This is a genomic window from Vibrio sp. AIC-3, assembly GCF_013114515.1.
In the GTDB taxonomy this organism is placed as follows: Bacteria; Pseudomonadota; Gammaproteobacteria; order Enterobacterales; family Vibrionaceae; genus Vibrio; species Vibrio crassostreae_C.
Map to the genome: position 1 here is coordinate 53,510 of NZ_VTXG01000002.1, position 16,671 is coordinate 70,180.

10 protein-coding genes are annotated in these 16,671 nt (G+C 46.0%); all 10 read right to left on the minus strand.

Annotation, left to right across the window (positions count from 1 at the left end):
- Positions 1-63: 63 nt before the first annotated feature.
- Positions 64-4,107, minus strand: a complete 4,044-nt coding sequence (gene hrpA / locus F0229_RS01910) for an ATP-dependent RNA helicase HrpA (protein ID WP_171732125.1) — start codon at positions 4,105-4,107, stop codon at positions 64-66.
- Between the two features lie 222 nt (positions 4,108-4,329).
- Positions 4,330-6,486, minus strand: a complete 2,157-nt coding sequence (locus F0229_RS01915) for a glycoside hydrolase family 3 N-terminal domain-containing protein (RefSeq protein ID WP_171732126.1) — start codon at positions 6,484-6,486, stop codon at positions 4,330-4,332.
- A 3-nt stretch (positions 6,487-6,489) separates the two neighbouring features.
- Positions 6,490-6,975 carry a hypothetical protein gene (locus F0229_RS01920; RefSeq protein WP_137001153.1) on the minus strand — a complete coding sequence of 162 codons (486 nt, stop codon included), beginning with the start codon at positions 6,973-6,975 and terminating at the stop codon, positions 6,490-6,492.
- Positions 6,975-7,796 (minus strand): carbohydrate ABC transporter permease, encoded by an 822-nt coding sequence (locus F0229_RS01925; protein WP_102553179.1) that lies wholly within the window; start codon positions 7,794-7,796, stop codon positions 6,975-6,977. The genes F0229_RS01920 and F0229_RS01925 overlap by 1 nt, the downstream gene beginning before the upstream one ends.
- 2 nt (positions 7,797-7,798) lie before the next feature.
- Positions 7,799-8,674, minus strand: coding sequence for a carbohydrate ABC transporter permease (locus F0229_RS01930; protein WP_137001154.1), 876 nt, complete (start codon positions 8,672-8,674; stop codon positions 7,799-7,801).
- A 22-nt stretch (positions 8,675-8,696) separates the two neighbouring features.
- Positions 8,697-9,944, minus strand: coding sequence for an extracellular solute-binding protein (locus F0229_RS01935; protein WP_137001155.1), 1,248 nt, complete (start codon positions 9,942-9,944; stop codon positions 8,697-8,699).
- A gap of 7 nt (positions 9,945-9,951) precedes the next feature.
- The gene (locus F0229_RS01940; RefSeq protein ID WP_137001156.1) at positions 9,952-10,941 is read right to left on the minus strand and encodes a LacI family DNA-binding transcriptional regulator; all 990 of its coding nucleotides are present in this window, start codon (positions 10,939-10,941) and stop codon (positions 9,952-9,954) included.
- A 95-nt stretch (positions 10,942-11,036) separates the two neighbouring features.
- Positions 11,037-14,408 (minus strand): cellobiose phosphorylase, encoded by a 3,372-nt coding sequence (locus tag F0229_RS01945; protein WP_171732127.1) that lies wholly within the window; start codon positions 14,406-14,408, stop codon positions 11,037-11,039.
- Between the two features lie 17 nt (positions 14,409-14,425).
- Positions 14,426-15,550 (minus strand): ABC transporter ATP-binding protein, encoded by a 1,125-nt coding sequence (locus F0229_RS01950; RefSeq protein ID WP_137001158.1) that lies wholly within the window; start codon positions 15,548-15,550, stop codon positions 14,426-14,428.
- Positions 15,551-15,704: 154 nt separating this feature from the next.
- Positions 15,705-16,667, minus strand: a complete 963-nt coding sequence (locus F0229_RS01955) for a hypothetical protein (protein ID WP_171732128.1) — start codon at positions 16,665-16,667, stop codon at positions 15,705-15,707.
- Positions 16,668-16,671 lie beyond the last annotated feature (4 nt).

Genomic DNA, 16,671 nt, shown 5'->3' on the forward strand with positions numbered 1-16,671 from the left:
AATTAGTAATGCAATAAGCAAGATTTATACCCAAACCTTGCCATTGCGTCTAGCTTTATTCCTTTAGCAAGCATCAATCGCGTTTTTAACACGCTTATCTGATACTGGGTAAGGCGTACCGAGCTGCTGTGCGAAGAAGCTTACACGAAGCTCTTCTATCATCCAACGCACCTCTTTTACATTTTCTGGAACCGCGATCCCTTTTGGAATTTTATTCAGCAGTTCTTTGTAATCATTCATTACTGACTCAACTTTGATCATGTGAAGACGATCTTTGTTCGGGTCAATTGGCAGTTTTTCCATGCGGCGTTCAATCGCTCTCATATAGCGTAGAATATCCGGCAAGCGTTTCCACCCACATTCTGTGGCAAAACCCTTAAAAATCAAACCTTCTACTTGAGCTTTTATGTCAGAAAGTGCGAATGCCATAGAAAGATCCACGCGTCCTTTCAGCTTCTTACTGATACTGAACGCCGTAGTTAGAATAGTTTCTACTTGTTGAGCAATCTCAACAACCGTATCGCCTAACTCTGCACGTACGTGTTCTTTCAGTGCTTCAAACTGCTCTGGTTCCCAAACCAAACCGCCCTTCTCTTCAATTAGCTTATCAATACCACAAGCGATACAGTCATCGATAAGATCGAGTACTTGTCCGTATGGGTTGAAGTATAAGCCTAACTTAGATTTGTTCGGCAAGTTAGAGTGCAGGTATTTGATCGGCGATGGCACGTTCAACAGGATTAAACGACGCTGACCCGATTTCATTGCCGAGATCTGCTCTTGTTCGGTTTCGAACAGTTTGATCTCTACGCTGTCTTTAGAATCCACCAGCGCTGGGAAGGCTTTAACATCGTAGCCGCCGCGTTTCTGCTGATAAACTTTTGGTAACTCACCAAAGCTCCACGTGTGCAGGTTCTGCTGCTCGATATCGTCGTCTGCCACTTTAGAAAGCGTTTCTTGAACCTTGTCTTTCAGGCTCTCTTTCAACTCATGCAGATCTTTCTGTTCTTTCAGCTTACGCTTGCGATGATCTACAGCGCGGAATGTTACCTTTAAGTGCTCTGGAATCTGGTCTAACTTCCAGTCATCACGTACCACTTCCACACCCGTCATGCGGCGTAGCTCTTTCTCAAGAGAATCCAGTAACGGTGCTTCAAGCGGTGTCACACGTGCCAAGAATGCATCTGCGTAGTTTGGCGCAGGTACAAAGTTACGGCGTAGCGTTTTAGGTAGTGACTTAATTAGGCTAATCACCAGTTCCTGACGCAGGCCTGGGATCTGCCAATCAAAACCGTTTTGGTCAATTTGGTTCAAGATAGGCAGCGGAATGTGTACCGTTACACCATCGTTGTCGTCACCTGGTTCAAATTGGTAGCTCAGTTTCAACTTAATACCGTTTTGGTGCCAGAAGTTCGGATAATCCAAATCAGTAACGTGGCTAGCATCGCCTCGGAACAGCATCGACTTTTCAAAGTTAAGCAGCTCAGGAGTTTTCTGACTGGTCTTCTTCCACCACGTATCAAAATGACGGCCTGACACTGCCTCTTCGCCAACACGTTGATCATAGAAGTCGAACAGTTCATCATCATCGATCAAGATGTCGCGACGACGCGATTTATGCTCAAGCTCTTCCACTTCTTGCAGGAGCTTGCGGTTCTGTTTGAAGAACGTATGTTTGGTTTCCCACTCACCTTCAACCAATGCACTGCGTACAAACAATTCACGGCTGACAGTGGCATCAATCGCACCGTAGTTAACTAAGCGTTTTGGAATGATTGGGATTCCGTAAAGCATCACTTTTTCGTGTGCCATTACTGCCGCTTGCTTCTTCGACCAATGTGGTTCGCTGTAACTACGTTTAATCAGGTGTTTCGCTAGCGGTTCAATCCATTCCGGTTGAATCTTCGCGATAACGCGCCCCCAAAGTTTTGAGGTTTCTACCAGCTCCGCAGACATGATCCACTTAGGCTGTTTCTTAAATAAGCCAGACGCAGGGAAGATATGGAAGCGTGCATTACGTGCACCTTGATACTCATTCTTCTCTTGATCTTTCATACCGATGTGCGAAAGCAGACCTGATAGCAGTGACATGTGAATGCCATCGTAGCTGCCCGGTTCTGTATTCAACTTAGTATCCAGTTCACGCATTGCTTGGTGAATTTGGAAGTACACATCTTGCCATTCACGGATACGTAAATAGTTGAGGTAATCTTGCTTACACTGTTTGCGGAACTGGTTACTCGACAATGCTTTTTGCTGCTGCTTGATGTAATCCCATAAGTTCACAAACGTGATGAAGTCAGACTCTTTATCGAAGAAACGCTTGTGCTTGTCATCAGACGATTGTTGCTTATCAGATGGACGCTCACGCGGATCTTGAATCGACAACGCAGACGCGATCACCATCACTTCGTGTAGGCATCGGTTACGTGGCGCTTCAATTACCATACGCGCTAAACGTGGATCGATAGGCAGTTTTGCCAACTTACGACCAATCGCGGTTAGCTTCTTCTTGTCGTCGCCGTGGTTCTTGTTTTTGTTCGCTGACGGTTCAACGGTGGCGATCGCACCAAGCTCTTCAAGCAGCCTTACACCATCTTGAATGTTGCGCTTATCGGGCGCTTCAACAAATGGGAACGCTTGAATGTCGCCTAGACCAAGCGCTGTCATCTGAAGAATTACAGACGCTAGGTTAGTACGAAGGATTTCTGGGTCAGTAAACTCTGGGCGTGATTCGAAATCTTCCTCTGAGTACAGACGAATACAGATACCTTCCGCAACACGACCACAACGACCTTTACGCTGGTTAGCACTCGCTTGAGATACTGGTTCAATCGGTAGGCGTTGTACTTTAGTTCGGTAGCTGTAGCGGCTAATACGCGCCGTACCCGGGTCGATAACATACTTGATGCCCGGAACGGTTAACGAGGTTTCTGCCACGTTGGTTGCCAGAACGATGCGTCGACCAGTATGAGACTGGAAGATACGGTTCTGCTCACCCGCCGATAGACGCGCGTAAAGCGGGACAATTTCGGTATCACGAAGGTTGCGTTTACTTAATGCATCTGCGGTATCACGAATTTCTCGCTCACCGTTCATGAAGATCAAGATATCGCCAAGGCCTTCATCACACAGCTCATCAACGGCTTCAAAGATGCCTTCGATTTGGTCGCGGTCTGAATCACTTTCATCACCACCTAATGGGCGGTAACGCGTATCAACTGGGTAAGTACGACCAGACACTTCAATGATCGGTGCATTGTTAAAGTGCTTAGAGAAACGCTCTGGATCGATGGTTGCCGACGTGATGATCACTTTCAGATCAGGACGCTTTGGCAGTAACTCTTTCAGGTAACCCATGATGAAATCGATGTTCAGGCTACGTTCGTGCGCTTCATCGATAATGATGGTGTCGTACTGATTTAAGAAACGGTCGTGTTGAATCTCCGCCAGTAGAATACCGTCGGTCATCAGTTTGATTTGGGTATTGTCAGAAATCTGGTCGTTGAATCGAACCTTATAACCAACGAACTCACCCAGCTGTGTTTCCATCTCTTCAGCAATACGGTTCGCAACCGAACGCGCCGCAAGACGACGGGGCTGAGTGTGACCAATTAAGCCAAAGCGGCCGCGGCCAAGCTCAGAACAGATTTTTGGTAGCTGAGTGGTTTTACCCGAACCCGTTTCACCCGCCACGATAACCACTTGGTTTTCAGCGATGGCTTTCGCGATGTCTTCGCGCTTTTGGCTAACCGGGAGAATTTCTGGGTATTCAATCGTTGGTTTCTGTGCCGCACGCTGAGTTGCCGTCATCATCGACTTAGCAATGTCTAACGCAATCTCATCAAAGACAGCGTGCTTAGCTTGTTCGTTCTTAATTTTACTCGCACCAGCAATTCGCTTACTCAAACGGAAGCGATCGCGCATCATACATTCGTTGAGCGCTTTACGAAGAGAGGCTGGGCTATTCTGAGATGATTTGTTGTTTGTCGCTGATTGTTCAGCAGATTTTTTCGATGCAGCTTGGTTTGGTTTCGCTTTGCTCTGTGAAGAACTTGGCTGTGCTGCATTCTTGTTGTTATCTGCTTTTTCCGGAGACGAAGTCAAAGCGTGTCCTATTCTTGTACTTATTAAACTCGCGCGATTATATCACAAGTGAGCTAGGCTATAGAACGGAAAGCCACCCTAGCCTGTTGTTTTAATTATTCAGGCACAGTGTTTAAACATGTACAACATTAGTCAGATACACCGCAACGTATAAACAAAAAGAGATTGGTTATACCCAATCTCTTTTACTTTCCTTCGAACAATTTACGTTAAGTGGAATGTTTACCCAAGATGAACAGTTACCGACTCGGTCGCTAGACTGCTTCCTCCAATGTAGACGTCAATGTCACCAACCTCATACATAAAACACTCTTGAGAACCATAGAACTTTAAGTCGTCCGCTGAAATCGTCAGCCTAATTGTTTTACGTTCATTCCCTTTTAAAAAGCATTTTGTAAATGCTTTTAGCTCTCGTTGAGGGCGAGTCGTCGAAGATACCTTACGTGATATATAGCATTGAATGATTTCTTGCCCTGCCCTTTCAGATACATTCTCTACCTCAACTTCAACAATCAGGTTCTCATTCTCAGCAATTTCAGATGTCACAGCCGTCAACTTACCATATTCAAACTGCGAATAGCTCAAGCCAAAACCGAATGGATAAAGCGGTGTATCTTGCTCATTCTTATATGGCATGTACTCTTGATACGCTCGCATTTTTCCAATCGGCTTACGACCGTAATACATCGGAATTTGACCTGTGCTTCTTGGTACTGTCATGGTCAACTTGCCACTCGGGTTACTATGACCAAACAGTAAGTTACCGATTGCATTCCCTGTCTCTGTACCGCTTTGCCATGCATAAACCAATGACTGGGCGTATTGCTCAATCTTAGGAGACGGTATGGGTCTACCAGTACACTGCACCACAACCAAAGGTTTGCCCGTTTTTCCAATGGCTTCAATTAGCTCTTCTTGACCCGGTGGCAGAACAAGCTCGGCAATATTGCGCGCTTCTCCCGTTCGACGATGGCTTTCACCAACGCACAGCACGACTACATCACTTCGATGCGCACACTCCATCATGTCATCACTAAATGCGCTTGAATCAGTAATTATAGTGTTCTCTGGCGCTGCTGCTTGGATGCCATCTGCAATCGTTGCAACGTCGTCCGCATTGCCATCTAAACACCAAGAACCAAGGTGCTGTCTTTGTGAATGAGCATGAGGGCCAATCACAGAAATGGTTAAGCCTTGTGAGTTCAGTGGTAGCAAGTCACCATCATTTTTAAGCAGCACCATGCTCTCTTCTGCAAGAGCTAGCGCTTTGACCTTATGTTCTTCTAGGCCCAGCATGCTCTTATGCAGTTCAGGGTCGATATATGGTCGTTCAAACAGACCAGCGCGGAATTTGGTAAGCAATACGCGGTAAACAGCTTCATCTAGATTTTCTAGTAAGCTTGGATTGTTCTTTACCAGGTCTTCAAGAGTGTCTTCATATGCCTCGTGAGTCATCGCCATATCAACACCTGCATCCAACGCCTTTAACGCAGCTGTAGATGGGTCTTTCGCAACTTGGAAGTATTCCAGATCGGAAATAGAGCCCCAATCACTGACGACCATGCCATCAAACTTATGCTCGCCTTTGAGCCAGTCTCGAATTAATGGTCGAGATCCGGTTACCGGCGTACCACCAAGGTCGTTAAATCCAGACATCATGGTTGCAACGCCAGCTTTCACTGCCGCGGCAAAGGGCGGCAAGTGCACATTGTGCAAGGTGTTATCACTCAATTCAGTCGTGTCGTAGTCGCGACCGCCCTCTGACGCTCCGTAACCAACAAAGTGTTTGGCACACGCCACCAGCTTATTTGGTTGTGAAGGGTCATCACCTTGGAAGCCTTTCACTACTGATTTTGCAAACTGACTGGTTAAGTACGGATCTTCACCTGAACTCTCAATCACTCTGCCCCAACGAGGGTCTCGAACAATGTCGAGCATCGGCGCAAAAGTCCAGTTAATGCCTAGCGATGCCGCTTCAGCCGCAATGCACTCATAAGCTTCTTCAACCAACTTGGGGTTCCAAGAACATGCCTGAGCCAGGGGAATTGGTAGCACCGTCTTTTGGCCGTAAATCACGTCACGCGCGAATATCACTGGAATCCCCAGGCGGCTTTTTTCCATCGCCACTTTTTGGATCTCATTGAGCTGGTGCGGATCAACCGATTCACCCGGCGCATTACCCGCCCACGCTGTGTCAGCGAGGATGCGCGAGCCATACGCACCCTGCTCCACTTTCATCAAGTATTCTTGCTTATTGTCGTCATAATCCAGCATTGGCGATTGGCAAAGCTGACCCACCTTCTCGGCAAGCGTCATCTTAGACAGTAAATCTTGCGCTCTAGTTTGGTAGCTAACAGAGCTGTCTTTGTATAGAGCCATCGATTAGATCTCTTTCAATTTGTATCGTGGGAAAGCTTCGGTTAGAAACTCGGTCATCTCTTGGTATAACGCGTCATTACCAGACTGTTTCGCTAAGCTTCGCAGTTGATCGGCCGCCGTTGGCACATATCGAGAATCAAGCTGAACGTAGATCTCGATGAACTCCATTAACTGCTTTTCGTTAAGTTGCTCAATAATCAATGCGGGCTTTTCTAACGACTGATAGTAAGCGTCTGGCTTAGGCCCAAGCGTTGCGCTTCGCCAAGTTTCAATCACTTGCTGGTAACCACCTAAATACTCATCTTCAATTCTGAGTTCGAGTTTGTTCATCCCTTTTAACGCTGTTACCAGCTCACCTTTTTTGTATTGCTGCTCTGCGTATGCAAAGTAGTTTTCCGATAGTGAGTAAGCTCTCAGCCAAGCGGAGCCATATGCGATAAAGATAACCGAGGCCAACGCTAACAATTTATATCCTGTCGATACTTTCATTACTTAACCCCTACGCCAGTAAATGCCTTGATGAAGTTCTTCTGTAGGCAGAAAAAGACAATCACAACAGGAACCGCAATCATGGTGGTCATCGCCCACAGTTGCTCCAGGTTGGTTCCCGGTACTTCAGTTTTAAAGTTGTACAGCGCAAGCTGCAGCGTCATCAGAGATTCGTCTCGTACGTAAAGTAGTGGCCCCATAAAGTCGTTCCATGCACCCATGAAGGTCAGAATACCGACCGTTGCCAGTGCTGGTCGCATCATAGGCAGAATGATTTTGAAGAAGATACGCATCTCACTCGCACCATCAATACGTGCCGCTTCCAAGTAAGCATTGTCTATCTGCTTCATGAACTGCACCATCAAGAAGATGTTGTACGCACTGATTGCCCCCGGAATGATCAGCACACGATAGGTGTTAATCCAATTCCACTCGTACATCATCATGTAGGTTGGGATGGTGAACAGAATCGCTGGAATCATCATCGAGCCAAGAATCACTTTCAGCCAAAACTCGCGGCCAGGTAAGTTGGTTTTGACAATCGAATAAGCAACCATCGACGAGAATAATGTGTTCAGTACCGTGACAGTGACCGAGATAAAGATGGTGTTGAAGAACACTCTCCCCAAGTTCACTGAATCAAACACTTTGATGTAGCCAGCAAACGACCACTCTTTTGGCAAGCTGTTCGGGCTGTGCATGATCTCTGGGCCCGTCTTAAATGAGTTGATCACCATGTAGAAGAACGGATACAACACAATAAGGGTGGCAACCAAAAGTGTGCCGTAAATCAGTAGGTTCTTTTTCTTATCAGCATTCATGATTAGTCTTCCTTACTGGTGATTTTTAACTGCATCATCGTCAGCAGGTAAATTACGCAAGCGAGCATTAAGCCAATGGTTGAAGCTTCACCCATCTTCATCTGCTCAAAACCGGTTTGGTAGAGGTAGAGCACAGGGGTGAGTGCCGATTGGTAAGGGCCGCCGTTTAAGTCGAAGTTCATAAACACTTCGATAAACATCTGCAAGCCGTTGATAATGTTCATTGTCATCACAAACACGATCTGCGGCATGATCATCGGCAGAGTAATTTTCTTGGTCTTACGCCACCACGATGCGCCATCAATGTCAGCCGCTTCAAACAGAGATTTGTCGATACTGGCGATACCACCAAGGAAAATGATCATCTGAACACCGAACCACTTCCATGCACTGAACACCGCAATCACAGGCATTGGTAACCACTCTTCGAATTTCCAAAACACCGGTTCTGAAAGGAGGTTCGCGCCCACCATGGTATTTTGAATGGGACCAGAAGGACCTGATATGAAGTCAAAAATGATCATAGCTACGGTAATCGAGGTCACCACTGGAATGAACATGATGGTGCGGAACATGCTCGACAAAAATTTGATCTCGTTGAGGAGCAAGGCCAAACCCAGTCCAATCACGAAGCTCAACGTCACGAAGATGACTTGGTTAAACACCACATTGAACAACGACTTCCAGAACAAGAAGTCCGTCACCACCGTAATCCAATTGGTTAAACCGATGAACTTGGTGTTCTCTGGCATCAAGATGTTTACGCTTAGAAAGCTACTCTCGAACGACAAGAAGAACGGGTAAATCAAAAAGACCGCAAAGTACACAATCCATGGTGCAAGGAACAGGTAGCCGGTTATGAGGTTATCTTTTTTCATAGTTTCACTTAGACCTATCACACTATTCGTTAATGAGTTTTTCAGCTTGCTTTGCCGCTGCTTCTACCGCTTCCTCAGCAGAAACATCTTGCTTAACCACAGCTTTGGAATACTGCTCAAGAATGACGCCAGCCATGTCTGATGACAGTGCAAAAGGTTCATTCAATTTTGCATTTGGTAGTTGCTCAACAAATGGTTTGGCTTCTGATGTGTTGTAGTAAGGTCGGTCTTTTAGCGAGATCAGTGTTGGCAGTTGTCCCAGCGCTACATTCGCTTTGTGGTTAAACTCGTCTTCCATCATCAGTTGTAAGAACGCCCACGACAGCTGCTCTTTCTCGACGCTGTTTTTGAAGATCATCAGAGCGCGGCCATCGAGTGTGGAGTATGAGGTATCACCTTTGTTGAGTGTCGGAATCGGTGCTAGTCCAACATCGTCACCCACCACCATCGGTTTACCTGCCGCTTCGGTTAGGTTTGCTTTCCAGCCGAAACCAAACTGTGGCCACATACCAATAGTGCGTGAGAAAAAATTCTTCTCCATGGTCAGTGGAGAATACTGCTGCGCCTTAGCCATAGTTTCGAAGAACAGCGCTAGATTCGCTTCTTCTCTATCGAAGATAGGATTGGTGCCAAAACGATTAAGCAGGCCGTATTGGCCATCGTTGAAGTTGTAGTACATCTGAGCCAACATGCTCCAATACCAACTTCCCCACGATAGCGCTTCGTTCCAAAAAACCGTGCCATACACGGGGCTGCCGTCTGCTCGTGGAGGTAGTTGGCTAATCTTTTCAGCCGCGTATAAGAATTCATCCCATGTTTGAGGTGGGTTCTCTGGGTCTAAGCCCGCTTCGATGAACAACTCTTTGTTGTAGAGCATCAATGTCGTTGTTGCATTCCAAGGGATGTAGTAGTTTCTACCGTAGTTTTTTTGCATAAAAACTGGGTCAATCCTATCAACCATTTCATTGAACCCATCAAACTGCTCCAAATAAGCTAGCTTGCCCATCTTTGCGTATTTCGCAGGTTGATAGCCAAAGACTCCAGCATAGAGATTCGGCACATCACCTGCTGCCATACGAGTCTCTAAATTTTCATCATTTGAAACAACAACATCTACGTTTGGGTATCTTTTTTTGAACTCAGGAACTAACTCAGAACGGACAAAGTCCATATAATTACCTACTGGGGTCATGACTTCGATACGGGTATTATCTGCGAGTGTGATCTGCGAACTTAATGCGAGCACACATCCAATCAACCACTTTTTCATAACTATCCTACAGAGTTTCACGTAAAATTAAGGAGGTTGGCAAAATCGTTAATGCTTGTAATTTTTCGGTTTTATCATCGAGAGCATTGATCAATGTTGATGCTGCTAGCTCCCCCATTCCCTCTTTTTCATGAGTAACGGTAGATAAACTTGGAATCATTAACTCTGCCATTCTTATATTGTCAAAGCCGACAAGTTTCATTTCGTTGGGAATATCTATTTCATAACGCTTAGCTGCGCGAAGTATGCCAATCGCCATTTCATCATTGGCAGCAAATACGGCATCAGGCCTACGTCCTTGTTCAAGTATGTCTTTCATCTGTTTGTAAGCGGTCTTTTCGGTAAAGTCGCTTTTTATCAAATGATGATTTTTGACAGGTAGATTGAAATACCCCAAAGCGGAAATATAGCCGTCTAATCGCTTTTTGCTATCGTATGAGTCGTCAGGTCCAGTGAAGAAGTAGATGTCCTTGCAGCCCTTGAGCACCAACTCTTTGGTTGCACTGAACGCTCCACCAAAGTTGTCGATTAGGATGTTGTAGATGCCGGGAGCATTTAACTCTCGGTCTAGCACCACCATGGGAAAGTCCGGGCCTGCGACCGATTTTAGAAACTCGGTATCAAATGAATTGGTTAACACCACTGCGCCATCAACGACTCGATCTCGAATATACTTGTGAGCCGTAGAGTCTTCATTGCCATACATGCTACAAGCCACGACATCATAGCCACGCTGGTGACAGACCTTCTCGATACCTTTGACAAGCTCACTGTAAATCGGGCCAAACCAGTTGTTTAAAAACAGGCCGATGGCATAGCTACGACGCTGCTTCAACTGCTTAGCATTGGTGTTAGCGACATAATTCATCTCGTTAGCAATATTGAGAACATGCTGACGCGTCTTTTCACTGACGCGATTGCAGTCATTCATTGCGTACGAAACGGTTGCGATGGAGACATTCGCTTTTTTAGCTACGTCTTTAATGGTCACTTTCATTTCACTTACTTCCTTTAAGAGCCCAGCTCTTCACACCTTGCATTTTTCTCATACTCAGCCTTTGGGTTGGGCCCATCGCTGAGCCCAACAGATTATTAAAGGGAGATATGAAGGGTGTTTTCTTCACTACTCAATCTCTGAAGCAACCATTCGCGTGAGATCTTCGCACCACCAGCGCGATAGCGGTTCTCAGTAAGTTCGAATGGCACCACTTCATCGTTTATCGAAATAGTTTTTGGAGTGTGTGAACCTTCAACCAAATCGATAACTAAGGTCACAGGCTTCTCATCAAGCTCGAAGTGGATCTTCGTTTGACCAACTCGCGGAGAGATAACTGGATCAAGAATGAGATCGTTGTGCGCGAATCGAACACCAAATACATTAGAGATAAGTTGGTTCACGTAGATACCTGGACCACTTGAGTAGATTCTCCAACCGCCTTTCACTGCAACTTGACCGTTTTTCACTTGGTCAAAGTTGTCGTATGCCGTTGGGCGGTCATTGAACTTCGCATCTGAACTTGAGAAGTACGCGTTAGACTGACGAAGCTCAGCGTTTGGCACGTGGTCTTGAATACCCACTGGGACAATTTTGTACAGGTTGTCGAATACTGCTTCCGCGTCACCCAACTTACACAGTGCTTCGATGAATCGAATATGTGCGTGGCAGTATTGAAGACCGACTTCGCGGCCAAGGTTGGCTGCCAGTTCTGCGCGCTTAAAGTAGCTCTGCTTACCTGCTTTGTACTCGGCCATTTTATCCATCAAGCGAACACCGTCAGGGTGAACAAGGTTTTGCTTAATGATGTCCATGTGAGTGCTTGCCATTTCTGGGTCAAACACTTCTGAAATGATTGAGCGGCTTGCTGGCAATAGTCGGTAGCTGATACCCGTTTTTTGATCCGATGGGTGCAGCAAGTGCTCGATTTGCTTAACACTACCCTCTTCATCACGATCGAAGTGGATAAAGCCAGCAATCACACCATCTTTAATCAAGTAGTGGTGGTAATCGCTTTCCATCTTGTCTGCCAATTCCATCAAAGAAACGGCGTAGTCTTGATGTGCGCTGCCTTTAAGTGCTTGGTACATACCTTTAAGCGCTTGTAGCGTTAGTGGAATTGTCCACCCACTCACCATGTTCTCACGCAGTGATTGATTCGCGGGTTGTAACGTATCGTCCCAGTCACCATCACCGTAGCAAGATAGCGATGTACCCGGCACAAGGTTATCAAGCATATGCTGAATTTGAGTTTGTACGTGGTGCATTAAAGTGAAGTTGTTTTCGCTCTTTACAAAACCTTCTTCTGCTAACGTGTACGGCAGTTCAACATCCAGAATACTGATGTCGCCCGTCGTATTTAGGTAATCAGCCAGAGCTTTGAGCGGCCACACTACGATGTCACCGTGCGCTTCTTCTTGTTGGATAGTCGCGTATTGGTCGAACATGAACCATTGAGGCCAAGTACCCGTCTCTTGATACTGGTGGCTGTAGATCTCTGCTAGTACCGCTTTTGCCTTTGCGTATTCCTGCATCGACATAAACAGTTCGAATGGGCCTTGAGATACATCACGCGTACCCCATGCCGCACCTGAGTATTGCTCTAAGCCATGTGGCGTTGAGTAGTGAACTAAAGCATTGTGAGTGAACCAGTCCAGACACGTATTGATGCGCTGGCTGTTGCCGTTGTCTTCACTGAAATCAACATTGAAGCCTTTGGTCAAAGACTTAATACCTTTTTGGTATTGCTCGCGTTCTGCCTCAAACGCCATAAATTGTGCAGTAGTATCTAGCGCGCCCGTCTTACCGCCAATCGCGACAGAACAGTGACTCTCAAGAGAACCGTTGAGTACCAAGTACTCCACTGAATCAGAATCCGCACGCCCGATCGTTTCAGCCGTTACGTCCATGCCTGACACTGCAAGGCCATAGCTCAGCTGCGGCATGAATTGATCAATCAGTTCATTTTTGCCTGTCACCGTGAACAGTTCGCCATCTCTTGCAATCTCAACACTGCCTTCACCTTCGTTGTTACCGAAAACAAGTTGGTGTGACACTTTGATTGAAAGCGGAGCCTCGATGCCGTGTTTAGTGATATCTAGCTGGATGATTGGGCTTTGCGCACTTGAGAACGAAACGATCTCTAGGTAGCCACCAAGTAGTTTATAGATCCAACGCGAATAGTTTTGGCCAGTTTCGTAAGCCGAAGGCATGCCCAATGCGCGGTAGGTTCCTTCCACTTCAACCCATACTCTTTGCCCTGCATGAGTGAATTGGTTTAACGGGTTTCGGCACACACCCAATAGTTTGTTGAATGAGGTATTGCCAAGCGTTAGCTGTGAGTTGAAAACACCGCCGATGTAGTGTGTCGAGCTCATGATAGATTGCTGGTAATCTTGATTATTGCCCGACGCAATCACATGACCTGTCATACGCTCTAGGTGCTTCTCTTTTTCTGGCAAAGTCACGTATTTGTTGTCGCCGTAGAAGAATGACAGCAATTCACCGTCTTTAACGTCTGCGAACGTTTGATCATCACCGAAGAGCTCTGTGATCTCTTTCTCGCTCAGCTTTCCGCCCTGCAGGTACTCGCCTTTAGGTTGGTGCACACAAGATAAAGGCTCACGTTCCATCTCTTCAGATAACGTCAGTTGAGTGTGCTTAGCTGTAATCTCTTCCAGTGCGATATGCTCGCCCGAATTTGATTTCGGGAAGTCCGCAGTGACAACACCATAGAAAACCATTTCCTTAGACGATTCTGTTGCAAGCGTAACTTCTTCAGTTTGAAGCGCGATGTAACCCATCTCATATTGATATTTTTGGTTTTCAAGTTGTGGCGCGTTCAATGCTGCGGCCTCGCCTGTTAACTTAAACTCCTTACCAAAGAACTGGAAACCATCGGTGCTGTAGCCAACGACAGGAGAAAGAGAACCCAATTGAATGCGCGGGTTGCCTGAAGATTGAGGTAAGTTCTGACGGCTACAAACCACATAGCCCATCTCGTTTTCAAAGATTTGATGATCTAGATATTGAGAACAGTACAATTCATTAGTTTTGACCGCGCCTTCATCCGCAAGACCAACGTCCTGACCGTAAATTAAGTCGTAAGTCAGTGGCTGTGAAGAGAGGTTCGTAATATTCACATCGTAGAAAAATGCATGGTCAACAGTTTTAATCGAGACAACGGCTTCGAAGTCTTCCGTTGTTGTTACCCACTGTAATGAACCATCGCCCTGCTTAAACGTTTCAATCTTGCTATTAAAAAAAAGTAATGGTGTGACATTTAATTTGCCTTCACCTTTAATGCGAAGAAATACATTCGAGATAGCCATTTCTGAGTCAGGCGTATCGAACAAAGACACCATTAAACGATCACTGCGAATTGCGCCTAGTACGCCATCTGCGTTGAACGTGAGGTTTAGGCTTTCATTGCCAACGCTCATTTGTGATCCAGGTTGAATGTGGTGCATAAAGCTTTACTCCAAACTTATTTTGATTCTGTGTAGTGGATATTTTCTTGAGAAGCGTCATCAAAGACGTGGCATTTCTCGACTTGAAGTTGAATGTGACAATGAGTGCCGACATCAGGTGTTTGCTCGGTATCGAGTAGCTTACAAACCACTGGTTTATCGAAGATGGTGACGTGTAAGTAGACTTCTGACCCTAGCTCTTCTTTCGCCTCAACTTTTGCCGGTAGCGTGTTTTGATTCGCTTGATTAGAGACCGATAAGTGCTCTGGACGAATACCAAGGTGGACGCGGTGCCCTACCCACTCTTTCGCTTTCTCTTGATGTGCTTGCGACAGTTCGATGGTGTGTTCATTGAGTTGAACGCACACTTTTCCGCTTTGTTCCAATAGAGTGCCTTCAAGCATGTTCATGGCTGGAGAGCCAATAAACTCAGCAACAAACTTGTTTTTTGGGTTGTGGTACACATTCATTGGTGTATCGACTTGCATGATTTGGCCTTGATTAAGGATGCAGACACGATCTCCCATGGTCATCGCTTCAACCTGATCATGGGTTACGTAGATCATGGTTGCTGGCTTACCCGACTCTTGAAGCTGGTTATGCAGGCGAATGATTCGGCGACGCATCGACACTCGTAGTTTGGCATCGAGGTTAGATAGCGGTTCATCGAATAAGAACACATCCGGGTTACGTACCATTGCGCGCCCTAAGGCAACACGCTGACGCTGACCACCTGACATCTGCTTTGGCTTTCTATCTAGCAGATCCGTGATTTCAAGAAGCTCGGCTGCTTTGGTGACACGTTCTTTAATTTCTGCTTTTGATTTCTTTGCCGTTTCCAAACCAAATGCTAAGTTTTCGTAAGCGGTCATATGCGGGTACAGCGCGTAGTTCTGGAATACCATCGCGATACCACGGTCTTTTGGCGGCAAGTCATTACACTCTCGGTCACCAATCACAAGCTGCCCATCGGTAATACTTTCTAAGCCTGCAACCATTCTCAGCATCGTCGATTTAGCACAGCCAGATGGACCAACAAGCACCATGAATTCACCATCTTTGATGTCTAAACTCACATCGTGAATAGCGTGGAAGCCGTTGTCATAGACTTTGTTTACATTTTGTAGCGTTACTTTCGCCATGATTCTGCATTCCTATCTATAAATGCGCTCACTATTTAGGTCACACCTTCCTTCGCGGTGTATCCAAACAATAGTGCAAGTGGTTAGATGTGGGGTTGTCAAATCCGCGTTTGTTTCAGCCGAATAGCAACCCCACGATAACTAAAGTTGTTTGTTAGAACTTCCAAACAATCCCGACTTTAGAGAACCAAACCAATTGGTCCCCTGTCCAAGGTGCCGGATCCGCGTGACGATCTTTCACCTGAATATCTGCCAAGAAAGAGAAGTGTTCGTTGATTGGTAAATCCGCGTATAACGCATAAACATCATAGTCAAAATGGTCGCGGTTATTTGGATCTGAACCCATGTCCAACGTACCTCTCTCATAACGCAGCTCTAGGTAGTTGCCGTTATCAAAGTTGAACTGCACCAAAGGCTTAACAGCAAACTCGACATAGTTGAAGTCGTTATGCTCTTCAACATAGATGACCTTTGCACCGATATTAATGCCGTTATCTAAGCGGTAAAGGTACAAAGGCTCAGACTCAATGAACGTGCCTCGGCTGCCCGGGCCTTGCCTTTCATCTTTGTAGCCAAGCTCTGCACTTAAGTGTAAGAAGTGGCGGCCAAAGCTAAGGTCAATTCCCGGTTTTGCCATGTATTTGTCATAATGCCATTCACCGATCGTTTTTTCGTACGACAACATCAAGTTGTAAGCAACGTTGTCATTTTGACGCCAGTAAAAACTTGGAATCAGCTCTGAATAATTACTCAATCCAGTACTTTCACCACCTCGGCTATGGTGTATTTCTTTAAGTACGTAACCCATACTGAAGTTATCCGTCACACGGGTGAAACCATCAGCGTAGATATAGTGAAGAAGCTCTTCATTGGGTTGATTTTCGTTATCAATGTGTTCGTATTCGATACCCGTTAGTGCACGAGTTCGAGGTGGCGCATTACTACTTTTGGCCGACTCCGTTTCCAGAATCAACTCGCGGTATTGATGGTCACTCCACAAACCCACTTCCACCTCTTCTTGCGCTTCATCAGCATAAGCAACGGATGGAATCGCAATTGCCATGAATGGGATAATGCTTGCTGCTTTGATAATGTTCACTGCTTTTTCAAAATTCACGACT

What these genes read in the sequence shown, in the direction of transcription:
- F0229_RS01915 (WP_171732126.1), bottom strand. Translation starts at nt 6,486, where the DNA reads ATGGCTCTATACAAAGACAGCTCTGTTAGCTACCAAACTAGAGCGCAA.
- F0229_RS01920 (WP_137001153.1), bottom strand. Translation starts at nt 6,975, where the DNA reads ATGAAAGTATCGACAGGATATAAATTGTTAGCGTTGGCCTCGGTTATC.
- F0229_RS01925 (WP_102553179.1), bottom strand. Translation starts at nt 7,796, where the DNA reads ATGAATGCTGATAAGAAAAAGAACCTACTGATTTACGGCACACTTTTG.
- F0229_RS01930 (WP_137001154.1), bottom strand. Translation starts at nt 8,674, where the DNA reads ATGAAAAAAGATAACCTCATAACCGGCTACCTGTTCCTTGCACCATGG.
- F0229_RS01935 (WP_137001155.1), bottom strand. Translation starts at nt 9,944, where the DNA reads ATGAAAAAGTGGTTGATTGGATGTGTGCTCGCATTAAGTTCGCAGATC.
- F0229_RS01940 (WP_137001156.1), bottom strand. Translation starts at nt 10,941, where the DNA reads ATGAAAGTGACCATTAAAGACGTAGCTAAAAAAGCGAATGTCTCCATC.
- F0229_RS01945 (WP_171732127.1), bottom strand. Translation starts at nt 14,408, where the DNA reads ATGCACCACATTCAACCTGGATCACAAATGAGCGTTGGCAATGAAAGC.
- F0229_RS01950 (WP_137001158.1), bottom strand. Translation starts at nt 15,550, where the DNA reads ATGGCGAAAGTAACGCTACAAAATGTAAACAAAGTCTATGACAACGGC.